This is a genomic window from Streptomyces sp. NPDC031064, assembly GCF_055570965.1.
The window spans coordinates 1,152,010-1,173,334 of the sequence record NZ_JBVIGF010000001.1 but is presented as its reverse complement, the minus strand read 5'-3'; the positions used below and the strand labels follow the sequence as shown (position 1 = coordinate 1,173,334).

General features: G+C 70.9%; 14 protein-coding genes. 9 read left to right on the top strand and 5 right to left on the bottom strand.

All coding sequences use genetic code 11. The features are described 5' to 3' along the window. Positions 1-3: 3 nt before the first annotated feature. A complete protein-coding gene (zapE, locus tag ACZ46W_RS04985) occupies positions 4-1,059 on the bottom strand; it encodes a cell division protein ZapE (protein ID WP_468332458.1) in 1,056 nt (351 codons plus the stop codon). Between the two features lie 52 nt (positions 1,060-1,111). Here zapE and ACZ46W_RS04980 point away from each other — a divergent pair, with 52 nt between their 5' ends. The 4 genes from ACZ46W_RS04980 (at position 1,112) to msrB (ending at position 4,391) form a co-directional block, all read left to right on the top strand. After that, the gene (locus ACZ46W_RS04980; protein WP_468331396.1) at positions 1,112-1,894 is read left to right on the top strand and encodes a pyrimidine reductase family protein; all 783 of its coding nucleotides are present in this window, start codon (positions 1,112-1,114) and stop codon (positions 1,892-1,894) included. A 144-nt stretch (positions 1,895-2,038) separates the two neighbouring features. Then, positions 2,039-2,521, top strand: a complete 483-nt coding sequence (locus ACZ46W_RS04975; protein WP_468331393.1) for an indole-3-glycerol phosphate synthase — start codon at positions 2,039-2,041, stop codon at positions 2,519-2,521. Between the two features lie 42 nt (positions 2,522-2,563). After that, entirely contained in the window at positions 2,564-3,973 is a 1,410-nt protein-coding gene (gene murC / locus ACZ46W_RS04970) for a UDP-N-acetylmuramate--L-alanine ligase (protein ID WP_468331391.1), read from the top strand. A 10-nt stretch (positions 3,974-3,983) separates the two neighbouring features. Next, positions 3,984-4,391 carry a peptide-methionine (R)-S-oxide reductase MsrB gene (msrB, locus tag ACZ46W_RS04965; RefSeq protein ID WP_468331388.1) on the top strand — a complete coding sequence of 136 codons (408 nt, stop codon included), beginning with the start codon at positions 3,984-3,986 and terminating at the stop codon, positions 4,389-4,391. 37 nt (positions 4,392-4,428) lie between these two features. Here msrB and ACZ46W_RS04960 read toward each other — a convergent pair whose 3' ends face one another. Beyond that, the gene (locus ACZ46W_RS04960; RefSeq protein WP_468331385.1) at positions 4,429-5,454 is read right to left on the bottom strand and encodes an AraC family transcriptional regulator ligand-binding domain-containing protein; all 1,026 of its coding nucleotides are present in this window, start codon (positions 5,452-5,454) and stop codon (positions 4,429-4,431) included. 193 nt (positions 5,455-5,647) lie between these two features. Between ACZ46W_RS04960 and ACZ46W_RS04955 the strand changes: the two genes are divergently transcribed. Next, on the top strand, positions 5,648-6,298 hold the full coding sequence (locus tag ACZ46W_RS04955) for an NADPH-dependent FMN reductase (RefSeq protein WP_468331382.1): 651 nt from the start codon (positions 5,648-5,650) through the stop codon (positions 6,296-6,298). On the opposite strand, the gene ACZ46W_RS04950 is transcribed toward ACZ46W_RS04955, so the two are convergent. Next, positions 6,292-7,281 carry a lysostaphin resistance A-like protein gene (locus ACZ46W_RS04950; protein WP_468331380.1) on the bottom strand — a complete coding sequence of 330 codons (990 nt, stop codon included), beginning with the start codon at positions 7,279-7,281 and terminating at the stop codon, positions 6,292-6,294. The genes ACZ46W_RS04955 and ACZ46W_RS04950 overlap by 7 nt on opposite strands. 106 nt (positions 7,282-7,387) lie before the next feature. Here ACZ46W_RS04950 and ACZ46W_RS04945 point away from each other — a divergent pair, with 106 nt between their 5' ends. Beyond that, positions 7,388-9,316, top strand: coding sequence for a sensor histidine kinase (locus ACZ46W_RS04945; RefSeq protein ID WP_468331377.1), 1,929 nt, complete (start codon positions 7,388-7,390; stop codon positions 9,314-9,316). After that, positions 9,301-9,966, top strand: coding sequence for a response regulator (locus ACZ46W_RS04940; RefSeq protein WP_468332455.1), 666 nt, complete (start codon positions 9,301-9,303; stop codon positions 9,964-9,966). Before ACZ46W_RS04945 ends, ACZ46W_RS04940 begins: the two co-directional genes overlap by 16 nt. 36 nt (positions 9,967-10,002) lie before the next feature. Here ACZ46W_RS04940 and ACZ46W_RS04935 read toward each other — a convergent pair whose 3' ends face one another. After that, the gene (locus ACZ46W_RS04935) at positions 10,003-10,221 is read right to left on the bottom strand and encodes a hypothetical protein (protein WP_468331374.1); all 219 of its coding nucleotides are present in this window, start codon (positions 10,219-10,221) and stop codon (positions 10,003-10,005) included. A 502-nt stretch (positions 10,222-10,723) separates the two neighbouring features. Between ACZ46W_RS04935 and ACZ46W_RS04930 the strand changes: the two genes are divergently transcribed. Next, positions 10,724-19,357, top strand: a complete 8,634-nt coding sequence (locus tag ACZ46W_RS04930; protein ID WP_468331372.1) for a golvesin C-terminal-like domain-containing protein — start codon at positions 10,724-10,726, stop codon at positions 19,355-19,357. A gap of 34 nt (positions 19,358-19,391) precedes the next feature. Continuing rightward, complete coding sequence (locus ACZ46W_RS04925; protein WP_468331369.1) at positions 19,392-19,934, top strand: SMI1/KNR4 family protein; 543 nt, start codon at positions 19,392-19,394, stop codon at positions 19,932-19,934. 99 nt (positions 19,935-20,033) lie between these two features. Here ACZ46W_RS04925 and nhaA read toward each other — a convergent pair whose 3' ends face one another. Then, positions 20,034-21,293, bottom strand: coding sequence for a Na+/H+ antiporter NhaA (gene nhaA, locus ACZ46W_RS04920; RefSeq protein WP_468331366.1), 1,260 nt, complete (start codon positions 21,291-21,293; stop codon positions 20,034-20,036). Between the last annotated feature and the right edge of the window lie 32 nt (positions 21,294-21,325).

The window sequence follows — 21,325 nt, the reverse complement described above, 5'->3', positions numbered from 1 at the left end:
AACCTACTGCTCCACCAGCCCCTTCGCGTCGCGCGCCAGCGCGGTGAGCCGTGAGATCGCCCGGAAGTACTTCTTCCGGTACCCGCCGTTCAGCATCTCGTCACTGAAGAGCCTGTCGAACGGCAGCCCCGAGGCGAGCACCGGTACCTCCCGGTCGTACAGCCGGTCGGCCAGCACCACCAGGCGCAGCGCGGTCGACTGGTCGGGCACGGGCCGTACGTCGGTGAGGCAGACCGCCCGGACGTCGTCGGTCAGCGCGCCGTACCGGCTCGGGTGGACCCGGGCCAGGTGCTCCAGCAGGTGCGGGAAGTCGTCGAGCGACGCGCCCGGCGTGGCGTACGCCGCCTTGGTCACCTGCTCGTCCGAGAACGGCGCCGGGGCCTCGGGCAGGCCCCGGTGGCGGTAGTCCTCACCGTCGATGCGCAGCGGCCGGAAGTGGGCGGACAGGCCCTGGATCTCGCGGAGGAAGTCGGCGGCGGCGAACCGGCCCTCGCCCAGCTTGCCGGGCAGGGTGTTGGACGTGGCGGCCAGGGCCACGCCCGCGTCGACCAGCTTGCCGAGCAGCGTCGACACCAGGACGGTGTCGCCCGGGTCGTCCAGCTCGAATTCGTCGATGCACAGCAGCCGGTGCCCGCTGAGGGTGGCCACCGTCTGCTGGAAGCCGAGGGCGCCCACCAGGTTGGTCAGCTCCACGAAGGTGCCGAACGCCTTCAGGGCCGGCTCGGCGGGCGTGGCGTGCCACAGGGAGGCCAGCAGATGGGTCTTGCCGACGCCGTACCCGCCGTCCAGGTACACCCCGCGCGGCGCGGCGGGCGCGGCGGGCTTCCTCTGGAACCAGCGGCGGCGGCCGGCCCCGGTCGCGTGCGCGCCGCCGAGCCCGGCCGCGAAAGAGCTGAGCACTTCGACCGCCTGCGTCTGGCTCGGCTGGTTCGGGTCCGGGATGTACGTGTCGAAGCGCACCGAGTCGAAGCGCGGCGGCGGCACCATCTCGGCGACCAGACGGTCTGCCGGGACGTGCGGCTCGCGGGCGCACAGGGACAGCGGGGCCGCTTGGGTCATGGCACTGGTCGACACAGTTACTCACTCTAATCGCCGTGCCAGACTGCACGGCATGCGACGCCTGTTCCCTGTGACCGACCCGACACGCTCCACACTCTCCCTCGAAGACCGGGAGTGGTCCCTCGACGAGCTGGCCGAGGCCTACGCGTACCCCGGTCCTCCGGGCCCGGGCAGCCGCTGGCTGCGCGCCAACATGGTGTCGTCCCTGGACGGGGCCGCCCAGCACGAGGGGCGGTCGCAGCCCATCTCGTCCGACACGGACATGCGGATCTTCGGCACCCTGCGCGGGCTGGCCGATGTGGTGATCGTCGGCGCCGAAACGGTACGGCTGGAGGGCTACCGCCCGGCACGCGCGCGTGAGGCCTTCGCCGAGCGGCGGGCGGCGGCCGGTCAGGCCCCGGCGCCCGCGATCGCGGTGGTCAGCGCCTCGCTGGACCTGGACTTCTCCGCCCCGCTGTTCACCGCCCCGCTCGTGCCGACGCTGCTGCTGACCGGCGCGGCGGCGCCGCCGGACCGGGTCCGCGCGGCCGAGGAGGCGGGCGCGGAGGTGATCGTCGCGGGCGACGGGCCCGGCGTGGAGCCCGAGCGGGCGCTGGCGGCGCTGGCCGGGCGCGGGCTGACCCGCCAGCTCACGGAGGGCGGGCCGCGCCTGCTCGGGCAGCTCGTGGCGGCCGGAGTGCTGGACGAGCTGTGCCTGACGGTGTCGCCCCTGCTGACCGCCGGGGCCGCGCAGCGGATCACGGGCGGGCCGTCCGTGGCGGTGCCCGAGCGGTACTCGCTCGCCTCCCTGCTGGAGGAGGAAGGATTCCTTTTCACCCGTTACACCCGGAGCTGACCAATACACCCGGAGCCGACCAATACTCCCGGAGCCGACCAATTAGCGGAATAATCCGTTCCGGTTAGCTTCCGGTGGGCAGACTTACTCTCGCAGTCCCCGTGCGGACACGGGGAAGGATGGTTTCCGCAGAAGGGCTCCCAGGTGTTCACAAGCGTTCTGATGATCGAGAAGCCGCTGTCGTCCGTGGACGTGGAGTTCGTCACCACCCTCCACGGTGACGAGAGGATGTCCTTCATCGTGCTGATGCAGCCGCGCGGCGACCAGGTCGTGCTGCTGCGGGCCATCGACGACGTCGCCCTGGGCGAGCTGAAGGAGGCCGTCAAGGAGGGCGAGGAGCACCCGGGCCAGGCCGCCGGGCTCACCGCCCAGCAGGGCCTGGAGCTCTCGCTGCGCGCCCTGCGCGGGGCCGGCTGCGACGCCGTCGGCCAGGTCGTCGAGGACCACCCGCTGGACAAGCTGAAGGCCGTCGTGGACGAGTCCGGCGCCGACGAGGTGATCGTGCTGACCAAGCCCCACTACGTCGAGGAGTTCTTCCACCGCGACTGGGCCTCCCGCGCCCGCCACAAGGTCGGCGTACCGGTGCTCAAGCTCTTCGCGCACAACGACGAGCCCGACACCGCATAGGCTGGGCCCCTCACGTACGTCGCACCCCGGGGAGAGACACACATGGCACCCGCCATTCCCGCCGCCATGATTCCCGCCGCCATGGAGCGGCCCCACTTCATCGGCATCGGCGGCGCCGGAATGTCGGGCATCGCCAAGATCCTCGCCCAGCGCGGGGCCGAGGTCGCCGGCAGTGACGCGCGCGAGTCCGAGACCGCCGCGTCCCTGCGGGCCCTCGGCGCGACCGTCCACATCGGCCACGCCGCGCGGCACGTGGCGGACGACACCACGAGCGTCGTCGTCTCCAGCGCCATCCGCGCCGACAACCCCGAGCTGGCCCGCGCCACCGAGCTGGGCATCCCCGTCGTCCACCGCTCCGACGCGCTGGCCGCCCTGATGACCGGGCTGCGCGCCATCGCCGTGGCCGGCACGCACGGCAAGACCACCACCACCTCGATGCTCGCCGTCGCCCTCACCGAACTGGGCCTCTCCCCGTCGTACGCCATCGGCGGCGACCTCGCCGGGCCCGGCACCAACGCCCTGCACGGCGACGGCGAGATCTTCGTCGCCGAGGCCGACGAGAGCGACCGCAGCTTCCAGAAGTACGACCCCGAGGTCGCGATCGTCCTCAACGTCGAGCTGGACCACCACGCCAACTACGCGTCGATGGACGAGATCTACGAGTCCTTCGAGGCGTTCGTCGCCAAGATCCGCCCCGGCGGCACCCTGGTCGTCGGCGAGCACGCCGGCGCCCGGGAGCTGGCCCGCCGGGTCGCCGGCCGCGACGACCTGACGATCATCCGCGTCGGCGAGGCGGCCGACTCCGACGCCCGTATCCTCGCCATCACGCCCAAGGGCATGACCAGCGAGGTCACCGTCGCCCTCGACGGCACGGAGCACACCTTCACCGTCTCCGTGCCCGGCCGCCACTACGCGCACAACGCCGCCGCCGCCCTCGCCGCCGGCGCCCGCGTCGGCATCGACCCCGCCGCCCTGGCCAAGGCCCTCACCGCGTACACCGGCGTCGGCCGCCGCCTCCAGCTCAAGGGCGAGGCCGCCGGCGTCCAGGTCATCGACTCCTACGCGCACCACCCCACCGAGATGACCGCCGACCTGGAGGCCATGCGCGCCGCCGCCGGCTCCGAGCGCCGCCTCCTCGTCGTCTTCCAGCCGCACCTGTTCTCCCGCACCCAGGAGCTCGGCAAGGAGATGGGCCAGGCCCTCGCCCTCGCCGACGCGTCGGCCGTCCTCGACATCTACCCGGCCCGCGAGGACCCGATCCCCGGCGTCACCAGCGCCCTGATCATCGACGCGGCCCGCGCCGCCGGCGCCGACGTCACCGCCGTGTCCGACAAGGACACCGTGCCGGACGTCGTCGCGGGAATGGCCAGGCCCGGCGATCTCGTTCTCACCATGGGCGCGGGCGACGTCACGGACCTCGGTCCCAGGATCCTCGCCCGCCTGTCGAGCTGAGGAGCAACCCATGGCGTACGAGGTCGAGAAGCCGGACGAGCAGTGGCGCGCGGAGCTGTCCCCCGAGGAGTACCGCGTCCTGCGCGAGGCCGGCACGGAGCGCCCCTTCACCGGTGAGTACACCGACACCAAGACCAAGGGCGTCTACTCCTGCCGCGCCTGCGGCGCCGAACTGTTCACGTCCACGACCAAGTTCGAGTCCCACTGCGGCTGGCCGTCCTTCTACGACCCGAAGGACTCCGACGCGGTCGAGCTGATCGAGGACCGCTCCTACGGCATGGTCCGCACCGAGGTCCGCTGCGCCCGCTGCGGCTCCCACCTGGGCCACGTCTTCGAGGGCGAGGGCTACCCGACCCCGACGGACCAGCGGTACTGCATCAACTCGGTCTCGCTGCGGCTGACCCCGGACGAGGGCTGACCAGGGCTGAGGCTCCGGAAACCGCCGCCGGGTTCCGTCAGCGGGGCGGGGTTTCGCGCCGCCTGATGTCGGCGGGGGCCGCGCCCTGCCAGCGGCGTACGGCGCGGCGCAGGGCGCGGACGTCGCTGTAGCCGACCCGGGTGGCCACCGCGCCGAGGGTGAGGTCGGTGTCGCGCAGCAGGTCCAAGGCCGTCTGCTCCCGGACGGCGGCCACCTCGGCGCGCCAGGTGGTGCCGTGCTCGGCGAGTCGGCGTTGCAGGGTGCGAGGGCTCAGCGCCAGGCGGAAGGCCACGGTCTCCAGGGAGAGGGGCCGCTCACGCAGGGTGGCCCTCAGGGTCATGCGGAACTTCTCCGGCCAGTCGAGTACCGGCCGGGCCGCGGCCATCGTCATGTCCGCGTGCCGGCGCAGGACGCCGGTCAGGCCCGGCTCCGCGCGCGGCAGTGGCGCGTGTGCGTCCCCGCCGAGGAAGGTCAGCGCGTTGGCGGGCGCGTCGAAGTCGATGCGGCGGGTGCCGGCCAGCGCGACCAGCGGGCCGAGGTCGCGTGGCGGGCGGTGCCTGAAGGCGATGCGCGCCGGAACCATGCGCCGTCCGGTCGCCTCGCGCGCCCGCGTGAGCAGCAGCGCCAGGGCGAACTGCTCGACGGCGGCCACCACATCCTCCTCGGCGGGACCCGTCGAGTACCGGATGGTGAAAAGGCCTCCGTCGTCGGCCGCTTCGATGCGTTCGGCGCCGGGGTCGGAGATGGCGCCCACGTACTGGCCGCCGAGCCGGGCCGCCTCCGCGAGGCTGCCGCAGTGGGTGAACAGGTGGTCCCAGACGCCGAAGGTTCCCGCGGGCGCGTGCTCCACGGCGAGGACACCGACCCCGCAGCCCGGGTCACTCATCGCGAGCTGCTCCCAGAGCAGCAGCGCGGTCGGGGTCGACACCCGGGCGAGGTCGTCGGCGAGGGCCGTCGGGCAGGCGTCCGGCAGCCGGCGGACCCTCGACCCGCTCATGCCGGCGCGCAGCGCGGCGGCCACCATGTAGCGCCCCATGAAGGCGGAAACCGTTCCGTCGAGCACAGGGCCGAAGACTAGGCCACCCTCGTGCCGGCGTCGAGGACGTGATCGCGGGGGTGCGGACCGCGGTGGCGGGACGGCCGGTTGGCGGGTTCGGTCCGCTGCGTGGCACATCGGGTCCCTCCTGCGCCCCCGAACGCCCTCCTAGGTTGGGAAGCACTCCACGCACGCACACCGACAACGGAGGGGATGTGCCATGAGCGGCACGACAAACGAACGAGACCTGAGGATCCTGGCGATCTCCGGCAGCCTGCGGGCGGCCTCCCACAACACCGCGCTGCTGCGCGCCGCGCAGAAGATGCAGACGGGCGGCCTGGACATCGAGATCTACGACGGGCTGCGCGCCATTCCGGCATACGACATGGATCTCGACGCCCCCGGCCTCCGGCCCGCCCCGGTCGCGGAATTGCGCCGTCGGGTGACGGAGGCCGACGGCCTGCTGATCGCCACTCCGGAGTTCAACTACGGCGTTCCGGGCGTGCTCAAGAACGCCCTGGACTGGGCCAGCACCGACTGGACCGGCACCGGCGAGGTGCCGCTGCGCGGCAAGCCGACCGCGGTGCTCGGCGCCTCACCGTCCCACTTCGGTTCGGTCCGTGCTCAACTCGCGCTGCGACACGTACTCCTGGGCACCAGGACCGATGTGGTGACCAGCCCCGAGGTGACCGTCATGCGCAGCCACGAGCGCTTCGACGACAACGGGAACCTCACGGACGAGGCCACCGCCGACCTCCTTCGCGCCCTGCTGTCCGCCCTCGCCGACAAGGTCCGCCGGAGCGCCGCTCACCAGCCCCCGAGCGGCCGGGCCCCGGCCCGCCTCCTCGCCTCGGGAGCCGCGCTTCACTGATCCGCCCGGCTGAGCGCCGCCGGCCGGTGCCTGCGGGCCAGGCGCAGTACGGCGGCCGCGTAGAGCAGGAGCATGGGGACGTCGACGGCCACCGCCATCCAGCCCATGTCGGCGGCCGTCTCCTCGGAGGCCAGCGCACCCGCGATCGCCGACGCGACGCCGAACGCCAGCAGGTTGTTGAGGACGTGCAACGCGATCGCGGCTTCCAGCCCGCCCGTGCGGATCGTCAGCCATCCCGCCACCAGCCCGAACACCACCAGGTCGGCGAAGCCCCACGCCGTGCCCCACCCGTGGGCCGCCGCGAAGAGCAGCGCCTGCGGCAGGACCGCCACCCACGGGGAGCGGCACCACGCGCCCACCGCCTGTACGAGCCAGCCACGGAACACGTACTCCTCCGCCGCCGCCTGGAACGGCACCAGGGCGCACACCATCGCCAGCCCCAGCAGGAAGGTCGAGAGCCCCGCCCACTCCAGGCCCGCCACACCACCGCCCGCCGATTCGGGCAGCAGGAAGGAGACGCCGATCGCCGCCGCGACCAGCGGACCCGCCACCGCCAGGCACACCCCCAGCCAGCGCCACCGCAACCGCCCGGTCACCGACGACAAGGTCCCCGCCGGACGGCGCTGCACCCAGTACGCGGCCAGCAGCACGGCCGGGGTCATGAGCGCTATGGACAGCAGTCCCAGTGCCGTGTCGCCGATGTCGCCCCACGTACGCAGCCCTTCGGAGTCGACCGGACGGTCGAGCAGGTACCCGGCCACCTCGGAGCCGACGATCAGACCGAGCATCACCACGAGCGCGCCGGCCAGCACCACGCCGCTCCCCAGCAGGGGCCGCCACCAACGGTGCCGTCCGGTCGTATGCGCGAGCCGGTGGTAGGGGAGGGGCTCGGGCGGCGGCAACACGGGCGCAGCGGTGCCGGGTTGGCCGGTGCAGTACATGGGGTAAGCCGGGTACGCCGGGTGCGTCGGGTGCGTCGTCATGTGCACCAGCATCCCCGCGGCCCGGTGCCCCGGCATCGGCCGCCGGCACGATCGGCGCCTCCAACCCGGGATAGAGACCGGGCCGCTCCGTATCATCAGCGCCATCATGGAGGTCATACGCAACTGGCTACTGCCCGGGCTGTTGGCGGCCCAGCAGATGGCCGTCTGGCCCGGGTACGCGCTGCTGCGCGGCGACCCGGTCGATGCTCGGCAGCTCGCCGTGGCGCTCGCGGTCACCGTGGCGGTCACCGCGGCCCTCGGCGTACGCCGGCGCTTCCCCGTCCCCGCCGCGCTCATCACCGAGGCCGCGCTGATCGCCGGGCTCCTCGCCCCGGACCAGCTCTGGGTGTTGTACGTGCTCGGCGACGCCATCGCCCTGTACTCGGTCGCCGTGCGCTGTCCGGGCCGGACCACCGTCCTGGTCGCGTCCGCCCTCACCGGCTCGGTGGCGCTCCGCTCGGCCGCCGTGTTCGACACCGCGGCCGACATCACCGGCGAGGCGCTCGTCACCTGCGCGATCCACGCCGCGGTCATCGGCCTCGGCCGCACCCGGCGCCGCTGGCTCACCGCCCGCCGCGCCGCCGCCGAGGAGGTGGCACGGGCCGAGGCCCGGCGGACCACGGCGGCCGTCACCGAACGACACCGGCTCGCGCGGGAACTGCACGACGTCAGCGCCCACCACCTCACCTCCGTGGTGGTCGCCGCGGACGCCGCGCGCCGGCTCGGCGACCGCAGGCCGGAACTGGTCGCCGAGGCGCTGCGGTTGGCCGCCGACGGCGGCCGTGAGACCGTCACGGCGCTCCACCGCCTGGTGGCGGTGATGCAGGCGCCCGCGGCGGACCAGGACAGCGGCCTGGAGCAGCGCGTCGCCGAGCTCGCCGCCGGGTTCGTCCGCCTGGGCCAGCGCGTGCACGTGGAGGTCGGCCCCGAGGCGGTGGAGCTGACCGGCCCGGTGGCGGAGGCCGCCTTCGGCATCGTGCGCGAGGCGCTCACCAACGCGCTGCGCTACGCGCCCGGCGCCACCGTCCGCGTCACGGTGGCGGACCGCCACGGAACCCTGGACGTCGCCGTCCGGGACGACGGCCCCGCTGGACGGCTTGAGGTCCCGCCGCAGCGGCTCGGCTCCGGGCGCGGCACCACCGGCATGCGCGAACGCGCGGCCGCGCTCGGCGGCACGCTGGAGGCGGGCCCCCGCACGGACGGTGCGGGCTGGTCCGTACGCGCCCGGCTGCCGTTCACCACGACCGTGGCCGCCCGGCCGGGGCGGAGCCGGCCCGGACTGCCCGACGTGGCCCTGGTCTTCGCCGTCGCCGCCCTCCCGGTCTTCGTCGTGCTCGCCGAACGGCCGGGCCTGACCCTCCAGAGCTGCCTGCCCGCCGTCGCCCACGCCCTGCCGCTGCTGTGGCGGCGGCACGCGCCCTGGACGGTCCTCGCCCTGGTCCTCGCCACCGCCTGGACCGGTCCCGCCGTTCTCGCGACGGGGGTGTGGCCCCCGGCCGTGGCCTGGGCCCTGGTGGTGGGAGGCGGCGTCGCGGAATGCGTCGCCCTGCACGCGGTGGCGGTCTTCGCCGGGCCCGCCCGCGTCACCTTTCCCGCGATCGCGGCCGTCGCGGCCGGTTGGAGCCTCACGACGGTCGTCATGGCCGCCATGGACGGGGCGTTCGAGACCGAGGGCGGTGACGGGGCGTTCGCGGTGTTCATGGTCTACCTGCTCGGGGTGGTGTTCATGTTCCCGGCGGCCGCGGTCTGGGGCCTGGGCGTCTTCGTGCGCGCACGCCGGGAGGGCGCCATGGGCCGCGACGACAGCGCGCTCGCGGCCGCGGTTCGGGCGGCGGTCGTGGAGGCGTACGAGGAGAGGCAGCGCATCGCCACGGAGCTGCGCGGAGCGGTGCTGGGCCACGCGGCCAAGGTGGTGGCCCGCGCCGAGGAACGCGACCTCGACGGCGTCGCCGAACAGGCCAGGGCCGGCCTGGCGGCGATGCGCCACCTGCTGGCCGCGCTGCGCAAGGAGGTGTCCCCATCAGCGTCCGAGTGATGGTCGTCGACGACCAGGCCATGATCCGCGCCGGATTCGTGGCCATCATCGACGCCGAACCCGATCTGGACGTCGTCGCCGAGGCCGGGGACGGCGCCCGCGCCGTCGAGCTCGCCGGGCAGGTCGTGCCGGACGTCGTGCTGATGGACATCCGCATGCCCGGCATCGACGGCCTGACCGCCACCCGCCTGCTCACAGCGCGGACCGACGCGCCCCGCGTCCTCGTACTGACCACCTTCGACCAGGACGCGTACGTCCACGAAGCGCTCCGCGCGGGCGCCTCCGGCTTCCTGCTCAAGGACGCCCAGCCGGAGGAACTCCTCGCGGGCATACGCGTCGTGGCCTCGGGTGACGCCATGCTCGCCCCCACGGTCACCCGCCGCCTGATCGACGCCTTCGCCGACACGGCCCCGGCCCCACCGGACGCCACCCCCCTGGAGGCGCTCACCCCCCGCGAACGCGAGGTGCTCGCCCTGGTCGCGACGGGTCTCACGAACGCGGAGATCGCCGACGCGCTGGGAGTGACCACGGGTACGGTGAAGTCCCACGTCAACGCGGTACTCGGCAAGCTGGGCCTGCGCGACCGGGTCCAGGCGACGATCCTCGCCTACGACACGGGTCTCACCCGCCCGCGGCGCGCCCGGCAGTAGCGGGCCGGTGCTGCCCCCACTGCCTGTCAGCGCGTCTCAGTCCTCCGGCAGGTGGAAGTAGACGGTTCCCGACCACCAGAGGCCGTGCGCGGTGGTCTCCGACCGGATCACCACGTCCTGTATCTCAACGGGGCCCAAGGCCTCGATGGAATCGGCCAGTCGTCGCATGAGGGCCGGAACGCTGTCGCAGCCCGGACCAGAGGGGTTGGCCTGCGAGAAATGGCGCACGGTCCAGTGCTGCGGGGTCTCCGTCATGGGGAAGATCGTAAGACCCGCCGTCGCCGGTCAGCAGGCCGACCGCTGGGCCCGGTGAGCGCGTCGGTAAACGTGTCGGTGATTTTCACGGGTTGGACGCCTTTCTCGGCCTGCCAGGGACGCCGGGGTATTGCCGTCGGGATCCTCAGGTCGGTCGTACGGCCGGAACCCGCCTTGTTCGGCCTGACGCAATCCCCTTACCCTGCGCCCCCATCCGCCGGCGGCCGAGCTGAATTGCCGTCAAGAACCCGCACGTGGGGGCTGGTTGACATGTACAACACATTCCCCTGACAATCTTCACCGTCATCGGCGCACTAGTGGCGAGTACTCCCCAATATGGGGAGCACTCACACCCCCCATGCCCTGCGATGCACCGAATCAGCAGAGTTCGCGACTAATGCCGCGAACTTTTTTTGTGCCGGAATGCTCCACGCGCGGTGGACGCTCGCGCGCGGGCGAAAAGGGGATGGGTGTGAGACATAGAACACGGCAATCGGGGACGATGCGGGCAGTAGCCTTGACCGTCACATCTGCGGTCCTCGTCTCCGTATTACCGCAAGCCGCTTATGCCGCCTCGTCGGCGACCACCGACGGCGAAGGCATAGGCGACACCATCAAGGGCTGGTTCTCCGACGACGACGGCGACGACAGGGACTACCGGCCCGAGGAACCGAGGACCGGCGGGGATGCGACCCTCCCGAGCCGCGACAAGCTCCCCAAGGGGGCCAAGGCCCCCAAAGCCGAACGAGTCGCCGAACTCACCGGCAAGCGCACGCCGTACGCCCGCTACTGGCGGATGTCCGACGGGCGCGTCCAGGCCGAGGTCTCGGCCGTGCCGACCGCCTACCGGTCGGGCAAGAACTGGAAGACCATCGACGCGGGCGTCGAGGCGGCCGGCAAGCCGGGCTATGCCTTCGCCAACACCACCAACACCGGCCGCAGCTACTTCGGTACGGAGCCGCGGCGGCTGGTGCGCTTCGAGACCGCCGACGGCCACGTCGTCACCCTCGGCCTGGAAGGCGCCGGGAAGCTCGCGCCGAAGGCCGACGGCAACGTGGTGACCTACCGGAACGCGGTCAAGAACGCGGACCTGGTGTACGAGGTCGGCCCGGGCCGGGTGAAGGAGAACATCGTCCTGCGGGAACGCCCCGCCGGGCCGGTGGCCTTCACCTTCACCCTCGACACCGGCGGGCTGACTCCCAAGCCGGGCAAGAACGGGTCGATCCTCCTGTACGGGGAGGGCGCCGCCCCGGTGCTGGAGCTCCCGCCCGCCTTCATGACGGACGCGAGGAAGGACGCCGAGTCCCCGTACGGCAGCTCCTACAGCACGTCCGTCAGCCAGCGGCTCAGCCGCGACGGCAAGAACTGGAAGGTGACCGTCACCCCGGACGGTAAGTGGCTGGCCGCCAAGGAGCGGCGGTACCCCGTCACCATCGACCCGACGATCGCCATCGCGCCGCCACCATCCCAGTCCCAGGACGTGATGATCTCCTCGGACGCGCCGGGGGACAACTACGACACGAGCTGGCGGCTGTCGGTCGGCAACACCAGCACCGGCGCCTCGCGGGCGCTGCTGAAGTTCCCCGTCACGGGAATCCCGTCCGGCACCAAACTGGACTCCGCCGACCTGAAGCTCTACTTCGACCAGACCCACACCACCAGCTCCAGTGAGGTGCGGCTGGAGGCCCACCGCGCCACCGCCGACTGGAGCGAGTCCACCGCGACGTGGAACAGTGCCGGCGCCCTCACCGGTGAGCTGTCCGGTACCTCCGTCCTCGTCGACGACGGCGACACGGGCACGACGGCCGCCAAGGGCGCCTGGCCCGCCTCCGGGAACACGACGTACACGCAGTACGCGGTCAACAAGGACTACCTGTACAACAAGGACTCGGTCGCGGGTGACACGTACACCTGGCAGCCCAGCCTCCCCGAGGACGGCGACTACCAGGTCGAGGCGCACTACGTGCCCGCCTCGGACCGTGCCACCAGCGCCCCCTACACCGTCACCTACAACGGCGGCAGCAAGACCTACACCGTCAACCAGCAGGCCGGCTCGGCGGGCGTGTGGAAGACACTGGGCACCCACCCCTTCAAGGCGGGCACCCTCGGCAAGGTCGTCCTCGGTGACGGCCCCGCCTCCACGACCACGTCGGTGATCGCCGACGCGGTCCGGTTCACCAAGGGCGGTGTGGTCACCAAGAAGCCGGAGGAGTCCAACACCTGGCACTCCTTCCCCGTGACCAGGACCGTCCAGCAGTGGATCAACGGCACCCACCCCAACTACGGCTTCGTCATCAAGGCCGGTGACGAGTCCGCGACCGGCCCCAAGGGCGGGCCCCGGTACGAGGGCAGCGAGTACGCCTACGGCGGCGAGCACGCCAACTACCCGCGCCTGGTGCTGACCTTCGGCCGGCAGGGCGTGAACCTGGCGCCGTCGGCCACCATCCACGCCACCGGCGCGGACCTGAGCTGGTCGGCGTACCAGGACCCGTCCGGCGACCAGGGCGACGACCTCGTCGAGTACCAGGTGCACCGCTCGGTGTTCCAGAACTTCACCCCGTCGCAGTCCACCATGGTCGCCCCGGTGGCCCCGGGGACGACGGCGTACACGGACACCTCAGCGGTGCCGACGCGCGCGGACGACCCGGAACCCATGGGCCGGGCCTACTACTACATGGTCGCGGTCAAGACCCGTGACGGCCAGGTGGTCCCCGCGCCCACCCAGTTGGTCCGGCTGCCCAAGGCGGGCCGGACCACCAGACTGGTGGAGGCGTCCCAGGACACCACGCTCACCGCGAACCAGCCGGCGCAGCCGCACGACACCATCACGGACGCCGGTGTCCCCTACCCGTGGCTGATGGTCGGCAACAGCTCCGCCACCTACGGCACCAGCCGCGCCGTGGCCCGCTTCCCGGCCCTCGGCATCCCGTCCACCGCCCGCGTGGTGGACGCCCAGGTGAAGATGTGGTCCTTCACCACCATCACCGGTACCGCCGGAGCCCAGTACGAACTGCGCCCGCTGACCCGTGACTTCGACGAGGCCACCGCCACCTGGCAGAAGGCCGACTCCACAACGGCGTGGACCACCGTGGGCGGCGACGCCGGTGCCGCGGTCGCCAGTACCGGCGGCTTCACCAACGACCCCGTCGCGCGCGAGTGGAACGTGGCCTCGATGGTGCAGGGCTGGGTCAGGAACCCGGCGAACCAGCACGGCGTCATGGTCAAGCTCGCGGACGAATCCGGTGCGCAGGAGCGCAGCCTGTTCGTCTCCACCGAGGGCATGGAACCGAGGCTGAAGCCGCGGCTCGCGGTCACGTACATCGACTCCACCACGGACTCGACGTACTACGCCCCGCAGACCCCGGCGCGGATGACCCCGAACTCCGACCACACGGTCGAGCTCACGCTCACCAACACCACCACGGCCACCTGGAAGGCCGGCACCCACGTGCTGACCTACCGGTGGGAGCTGCCCGACGGCACGGACGTCACCACCGGCGGCAACCAGGTCCAGACGGCACTGCCCGCCGACCTGCTGCCCGGTGACTCCACCGTCCTCCAGGCGAAGGTGAAGACCCCGATCAACTCCGACTCGGGCAACAAGCGCACCGATTACGCCCTGATCTGGGACGTCCGCGACACCGCGGCCGGCACCTGGGTCTCCGGCACGGACGGCATCGCCGGGCTGCGGCAGAACGTCGCCGTCGAGGACCCGACGTCCGACCAGCTCGGCCTGGAGAAGTTCTACTCCTACAACGGCGTCAACACCGGCGCGGGCTCATCCCTGATGAACAGCACCGCCGCCGGCAACACCGTCTGGCAGTACAACGTCTTCAACAACCCGGGCCGTGGGCTCAACACCTTCTTCCGCCTGGCCTACAACTCGCTGGACACCTCCGACACGGTGGCGGGTGCGGGCTGGTCCGTGCAGGCGTCCGGGCCGATCCGGCTCGGCAGCCCGCTGGACTTCCACCCGAACCCCCGCCCGACGGAGATCCGGCTACCCGACGGCGACGGCACCACGCACGTCTTCCGCAAGCAGGACGACGGCACGTGGAAGGCTCCCGCGGGCGTGCACTTCCGGCTCTCCGCCAAGCCGGGCCTGGACTGCACCCCGAACAAGGACCCGATCCTCGACGCCTGGACCCTGACCAAGCCCGACGGCACGCGCTTCCTCTTCGGCTGCGACGGCTACCTGACGTCGAGCGTGGACAAGAACGGCAACACGCAGACGTTCACGTACGAGGAGCGCAAGTCCAACAACAAGCCGACCAAGTTCCTCAAGTACATCACCGACCCGGCGGGCCGGCAGACGCTGACCGCCACCTACTTCACGAAGTCCGACACCTCCAACCCGAAGATCGTCGACCACCTGAGGTCGGTGACCGACATCTCCGGCCGGCGACTGGCCTTCGAGTACTCCGACAAGGGCCTGCTGACCAAGCTCACCGACGGCGCGGGCTCCACCCAGCCGAAGGCGTTCGCCTTCGAGTACGACGCCACCCAGGGCAACAAGAACGTCAAGCTGGTCAAGGTCACCGACCCGCGGAACCACGCGACCGGCCTGGCGTACTACTACCCGCGTGAGGGCGACAACCCGAAGTACCACTGGTGGACGCAGACCCTGACCGACCGCCTCGGCGGCCGGACGGACTTCGTCTACGCGCCGGATCCGGCCAACACCCGCCACACCTCCACGAAGGTCACCGACGCCGAGGGCCACCCCACGACGTACGTGACCGACGACTACGGCCGCCCGGTGCGGTCCACCAACGCCAAGAACCAGACCACCAAGCTCGCCTGGGACGCGGACAACAACGTCACGTACATGGAGGAGGCCAACGGGGCCAGGACCGCGTACTGCTACGACGCGCTCACCGGCTACCCGCTGTGGAAGCGCACCGCGGAGTTCAACCAGGGCGGGGTCCCGCCGCAGAGCGACTGCGCACCCGGCAAGTACCCGGTCAACGCCACGCAGTTCGAGTACGTCAAGCGGCTCGACGGCTACACGGCCGACCTCTTCCGCAAGTCGTCCCCGCAGGGCCGCACCTGGCACTTCCACCACGACGCCTTCGGCAACCTGACCCAGGTCGTCGACCCGAAGGGCGTCTCCACCCCGGACGACGGCGACTACACCACGCGGTACGAGTACGACGCGCACGGCCTGCTGTCCAAGGCGACGGACGCCAACGGCCACGCCACCCGGAACAGTGAGTTCGGTCCCACCGGATACCCGGCGAAGATCACGGACGCGCTGGAGAACACCACGGGGTACGTCTACGACGAGCGCGGCAAGGTCAGGGAGGTCACCGACCCGCTGGGCCACCGGACCACCCAGACCTACGACACGTTCGGCCGCCCGCTGGTGCGCACCGAGCCCAGGGACCAGGCCAAGGGCGACCTGATCACGACTCCGGCCCCGGTCTACGACGCCAATGACAACGTCACCAGGGCCACCGCGCCGAACGGGGCGGTGTCCACGGCGGTGTACGACGCGGCCGACCAGATCACCGAGGCCGTCGCGCCGAAGGACGCGGACACGGCACCCGAGCGCAGGACCACGTACACCTACGACAAGACCGGCCACCTGAAGACGACCACCGAGCCGAAGGGCGTGCTGACCCCCGATCCGGACGACTTCACCACGACCAACCACTACGACGAGATCTACCAGGTCACGGACGTGGTGAACGCGCTCGGCGAGAAGATCTCGTACGAGTACGACTCGGTCGGCAACAACGTCAAGGTCATCGACCCGAAGAAGAACCGCACGGCGGACCCCGCCGACTTCGCGTCGAAGATGGAGTTCGATCTCGACCACCGCGTCACCAAGGTCATCGACGCGGCCGGCAAGACGACCTCACGCACCTACGACAAGGACTCGCTGGCCATCTCCGAGACCGACCAACTGGGCAACACCAGCCTGTTCAGCTACGACGAGCGGGGCAGGCGGACCGAGGTCAAGGTCCCCCACGACGGCTCCGGCTCCGGCATCGAATACCGGACCACGCGGTACGAGTACGACCAGGTGGGCAACCTCACCCGGACCGTCACACCGCGCGGCACGGCGACCGCCGACGAGCGGGACTTCGCCTCGCGGACCGAGTACGACGCGCTGAACCGGCCGGTCAAGCAGTTCCTGCCGTACGACCCGGCGGACAGCCGGTACAACAGCCCGAACGTCTACACGGAGACCGTGTACGACGCGGCGGGCCGGGTCGTCAGGACCTCGCTGCCGCCGTCGGAGGGCCAGACGGTCCGCAACGTCACCGAGAACACGTACTACGACAACGGGTGGGCGAAGACCTCGACCGATCCGTGGGACATCAGGACCAGCTACGCGTACAACGAGGTCGGTCTCCAGACGTCCCGCACGCTCACCTCGGCCGACGGCGACGTCAGCCGCACCATGGGCTGGAGCTACTACCCGAACGGCAAGCTGAGGGAGAAGACCGACGACGGCGTGCCCGTGGGCACCGCGGTCCCGCTCGTCGACAACTCCGACGTCCAGCACACCGTCTCCACCGGCACCTGGAGCACGGGCAGCCAGACCGGCCAGCAGGGCTACGACTACCGGAGCCACGCCGCGGGCAGCGGCACGGACTCGTTCACCTGGACGCTGAACATCCCGAAGAGCGGGAAATACACCGCCTATGTGAAGTTCCCGCAGGTCAGCGGGGCGAGCCGGACGGCGAAGTACCAACTGACCCATGGCGGCGGGAGCGTCGAGAAGACCGTCGACCAGTCCGCCGGCGCGGGCGCCTGGGTGAACCTCGGCTCGTACGACTTCAGCGAGGGGAACTCGGCCAAGCTGGAACTGTTCCAGAGCGCGGACGGCGCGGTCGTCGCGGACGGGGTCAAGCTGGTGCGCGACCTGTCCGGTGAGGTGGACGCGGAGAAGCACCACTTCCGCTACTCCTACGACCTCAACGACAACCTGTCGCTGATCGACGACCTGTCGCCCGGCGCGGAGGTCGACAAGTACACCCTCGCCTACACCGACGTGAACAAGGTGTCCCGGATCACCGAGTCCCTCGTCGGCGCGGAGAAGACGTCCACCACCTACACCTACAACGCCAACGACCAGCCGGAGACGGTCACCCATCCGGACCAGTTCTCCACGTACACCTACGACCTCAGGGAGAAGGTCAAGACGGTCTCCGTGGGCACCTCGCCCACCGACCCGGACCCGAAGGTCTCCGACTACCTCTACACCGACCGCGGTCAGGTGCAGCAGGAGACCAAGGACAACGGGAACATCCTGACCAACACCTACTTCCACGACGGAGCGCTCAAGGCCTCCGTCGAGAAGAAGGCCGACGGGGCGCTGGTCGCCTCGCACACGTACACGTACGACGCCAACGGCAACAAGGCGAAGGACGTGGCGAAGAAGATGAACGCCGACGACAACTCGGCGTATCTCGAATCCACCACCGAGTACACCTACGACCCGGTGGACCGGATCGCCAAGTCGGTCAAGACCGGCAACGGCGCGACCACGGAGACCTACGTCCACGACGACAACGCCAACGTCATCAAGCAGACGGTGGCCGATGTCACGACGGACTTCCGCTACGACCGCAACCGGCTCCAGACCTCGACCACGGCCGGGTCCGTCACCTCCTTCAACTACGACCCGCTGGGCCGGCAGGAGTCGGTGACCCGCGACGGGCAGATCCAGTCACGGAGCATCTACGACGGCTTCGACCACGTCATCGAGTCCCAGCAGCGCGGCGCGGACGGCGCCATGAAGTCCACGAAGTACACCTTCGACCCGCTCGACCGCACGTCCTCGAAGACCGCCGATGGGAAGACCACGGACTACCACTACCTGGGCCTGTCCCAGGAGGTGCTGACCGAGGAGGTCGCCGGCAAGCTCACCAAGTCCTACCAGTACAGCCCGTGGGGCGAGCGCCTGTCGCAGGTCAAGCACAACGCCGACGGAACGAAGGAGGACGGCTACTACGGCTACAACAGCCACACCGACGTCGAGACCCTGACCGACGAGAAGGGCAACACCAGGGCCACGTACGGCTACACGGCCTACGGCAACGCCGACAAGTCCGAGTTCACGGGCATCGACAAGCCGGATCCGGCCAACCCGGAGAAGGAGGAGTACAACCCGTACCGCTACAACGCGAAGCGGTGGGACACCAACTCCGGCACCTACGACATGGGCTTCCGCGACTACGACCCGGGTCTGAACCGCTTCACCACCCGGGACATGTACAACGGCGCCCTCGCCGACATGGGCCTCGGCAGCGACCCGTTCACCGGGAACCGCTACGCCTTCACCGGCGGCAACCCCATCAGCAACGTGGAGATCGACGGGCACATCGCCATCGCGATCCCGTTCGTCGCCGCGGCACTGATCGCGGCAGTGGTGATCACCGTCGCGGTGGTCGCGGTCCTCGCGCTGGTCGAGTACGTGGCCACCCAGGTCCGGGAGCGGATCGAGGAGGCCCGGGAGGACGAGAGCACCACAACCGCGGACGAGCCCAGGCCGGACCCCAAGCCCGTGCCGCGCCCGCGCCCGCTGCCCGAGGACACGGACGAGAGCAAGGGCAACTGCGGCGAGGGCTGGGTCAACTACCAGGACACGGACAAGGCCAACGGCAACCGTGCCCAGGGCGTCGAGGCGTGCCTGACCAAGGAGTACCTGAACAACAACAAGGGCACCCCGACCAGCAGCGTGCTGCCGCCCGGCTACCGCTGGGCGCAGGACTTCGCCAAGAGCAAGGGCCTGGTCCCGCAGACCAACATCAACAACTGCCACCTGCTCGGCAACAAGCTGAGCGGGTCCGGCACGGACGCGCGGAACCTGGCCACCTGCTCGCGCGGCGCCAACGCCAAGCAGCGGGGCTCCGAGCAGGGCGACGACCACATGTACAGCTACGAGAAGCAGGTGTACGACGCGGTCATGTCCGGCCAGCATGTGATGTACACGGTGACGCCCAAGTACGACGGCAACAGAACCGTCGCCACCGGCTTCACGCTGACGGCGTACGGTGTGTACCCCGACGGCACGGTCGGGATCAACCTGAGCACCTTCATCCCGAACACCCTTCAGACGGGCCACAACCTGGGTATGCAGTCCTCGGGCGGCTCACCCGTCCCGACAGGAGCGACACCATGACCGGCAGCATGGCGGTCCGCGGAAAGGAGAAGCGATGAGCACGGCAGCCGACCTGGACGCCCTGCTGCGGCTGATGCCACCGCCGCAAGACGGCGGCAGGGCCGTCGACTGGGGCCGGATGGAACAGTCCTGGGGCCGGCCGTTCCCGCCCGACTACCGGCGGTTCATGGAGGTGTACGGGGCCGGGGTCGTCCAGGACTTCCTGGTGGTCGTCGCGCCGCAGCCGAAGGCACCGCTCTCCGAGGCGGGCTGGGACGGGATGGTCCAGGAGACGGGGAACGCCGAGGACGCCTGGGCGGACGCGTACAAGGCCCCCGAGCTGGAGGCCACGTCCCCCCGGCTGATCGCCTGGGGGGCCGCCGCCAGCGCCGACATCATGTGCTGGGACGCCTCCGGGGAGGACCCGTCCGCGTGGCCGGTCCTGGTGTTCAACCGCGGCGAGATCCGGTTCAGCCGCTACGACTGCGGGATGGCGGAGTTCCTCACCCGGCTGCTCCGGGGCGGCTTCCCCAAGTGCCCCCTGGGGGACGTCACCCTCTGGGAGCGGGGGGAGGCGGCCTTCGAGAAGCTGGGCTAGCCCGCCGTCCGTGAAACGGTGAACAAAAGGCCCGGACCGGTCACGGTCCGGGCCTTCTGTCGTGGTCACCTCATACGTCAGGAAGGCGGCGGTGGTTCGTCAGGCGTCCGGGCCGTTGTCGTTCTCCGCCTCGTACAGTCGGCGGTGCTTGTTGTTCCGCAGTCTCAGCAGGACGCATGCCAGCAGCGCGGAGGCGAGTGAGCCCAGCAGGACGGCCGTCTTGATGTGTGCGAGCTCCGTGGGGTCGGGGTAGGCGAGTTCACCGATCAGCAGCGACACGGTGAAGCCGATGCCCGCCGGCATGGCCACCGCCGTCACGTCGGCCCACGCGAGTTCGGGGTTGAGCCGGGCGCGGGTGAAGCGTACGGCGAGGTAGGCGCCGCCGGAGATGCCGAGGACCTTGCCGGCGGCCAGGCCCAGGGCCACGCCCAGCGGTTCGGCACTGCCGAGGGCGGCTCCGAGGGACTCGCCGGAGACGTTCACGCCCGCCGCGAACAGCGCGAAGAGCGGGACCGCCACTCCGGCGGACAGCGGGCGCACCAGGTGCGCGATGTGTTCCGCCGGCCGCCGGCCCCTCTCGCCGTCCCTGGCCACCCGCAGCAGCAGGCCCATGGCGACGCCGGCGACGGTGGCGTGTACGCCGCTGGCGTGCGTCAGCCCCCAGATCACCAGGGCCAGGGGCACGTACCAGTACCAGCCGTGCACCCTCCTGCGATCGTGCAGGTGGAAGAAGAGGCCGAGCCCGAGCACCGCACCGAGGAGGGCGGGGAAGTGGATCGTCGAGGTGTAGAAGACGGCGATGATGGCGATGGCCACCACGTCGTCGACCACGGCCAGGGTCAGCAGGAACGCACGCAGCGCGGAAGGCAGATGGGTGCCGATCACGGCCAGCACGCCGAGGGCGAAGGCGATGTCGGTGGCGACGGGGACCGCCCAGCCCTTCCAGGTTCCTCCTCCGGAGGTGGCGACGAGCCCGTAGACCAGTGCGGGCACGGCCATGCCGGAGATCGCCGCGACCACGGGGAGCACGGCGGTGCCCGGGTGGCGCAGCTCACCGGCCACCAGCTCGCGTTTGAGCTCGGCGCCGGCCACGAAGAAGAAGACCGTCAGCAGCCCGTCGGACGTCCAGTGGGCCACGGAGAGGTTCAGGTCCAGTGCCCCGATGCCGAACCGGAAATCCCGTACGGCCTCGTAGGCGCTGCTCAGGGGGGTGTTGGCCCACACCAGAGCCACGGCCGCGGCGATGAGCAGCACCATGCCACCGACGGTCTCCGCGCGCAGGGCGTCCGCGACGAACGTGCGCTCCGGCAGCGGAAGACGGCCGAGGAACGTACGGGGTCTGCGGCCGGGGTCGGGCATGCGGCGTCCACCTTCAGCCTTCAGCCACCGAC

What these genes read in the sequence shown, in the direction of transcription:
- zapE (WP_468332458.1), bottom strand. Translation starts at nt 1,059, where the DNA reads ATGACCCAAGCGGCCCCGCTGTCCCTGTGCGCCCGCGAGCCGCACGTC.
- ACZ46W_RS04980 (WP_468331396.1), top strand. Translation starts at nt 1,112, where the DNA reads ATGCGACGCCTGTTCCCTGTGACCGACCCGACACGCTCCACACTCTCC.
- murC (WP_468331391.1), top strand. Translation starts at nt 2,564, where the DNA reads ATGGCACCCGCCATTCCCGCCGCCATGATTCCCGCCGCCATGGAGCGG.
- msrB (WP_468331388.1), top strand. Translation starts at nt 3,984, where the DNA reads ATGGCGTACGAGGTCGAGAAGCCGGACGAGCAGTGGCGCGCGGAGCTG.
- ACZ46W_RS04955 (WP_468331382.1), top strand. Translation starts at nt 5,648, where the DNA reads ATGAGCGGCACGACAAACGAACGAGACCTGAGGATCCTGGCGATCTCC.
- ACZ46W_RS04950 (WP_468331380.1), bottom strand. Translation starts at nt 7,281, where the DNA reads ATGACGACGCACCCGACGCACCCGGCGTACCCGGCTTACCCCATGTAC.
- ACZ46W_RS04945 (WP_468331377.1), top strand. Translation starts at nt 7,388, where the DNA reads ATGGAGGTCATACGCAACTGGCTACTGCCCGGGCTGTTGGCGGCCCAG.
- ACZ46W_RS04935 (WP_468331374.1), bottom strand. Translation starts at nt 10,221, where the DNA reads ATGACGGAGACCCCGCAGCACTGGACCGTGCGCCATTTCTCGCAGGCC.
- ACZ46W_RS04930 (WP_468331372.1), top strand. Translation starts at nt 10,724, where the DNA reads ATGCGGGCAGTAGCCTTGACCGTCACATCTGCGGTCCTCGTCTCCGTA.
- ACZ46W_RS04925 (WP_468331369.1), top strand. Translation starts at nt 19,392, where the DNA reads ATGAGCACGGCAGCCGACCTGGACGCCCTGCTGCGGCTGATGCCACCG.
- nhaA (WP_468331366.1), bottom strand. Translation starts at nt 21,293, where the DNA reads ATGCCCGACCCCGGCCGCAGACCCCGTACGTTCCTCGGCCGTCTTCCG.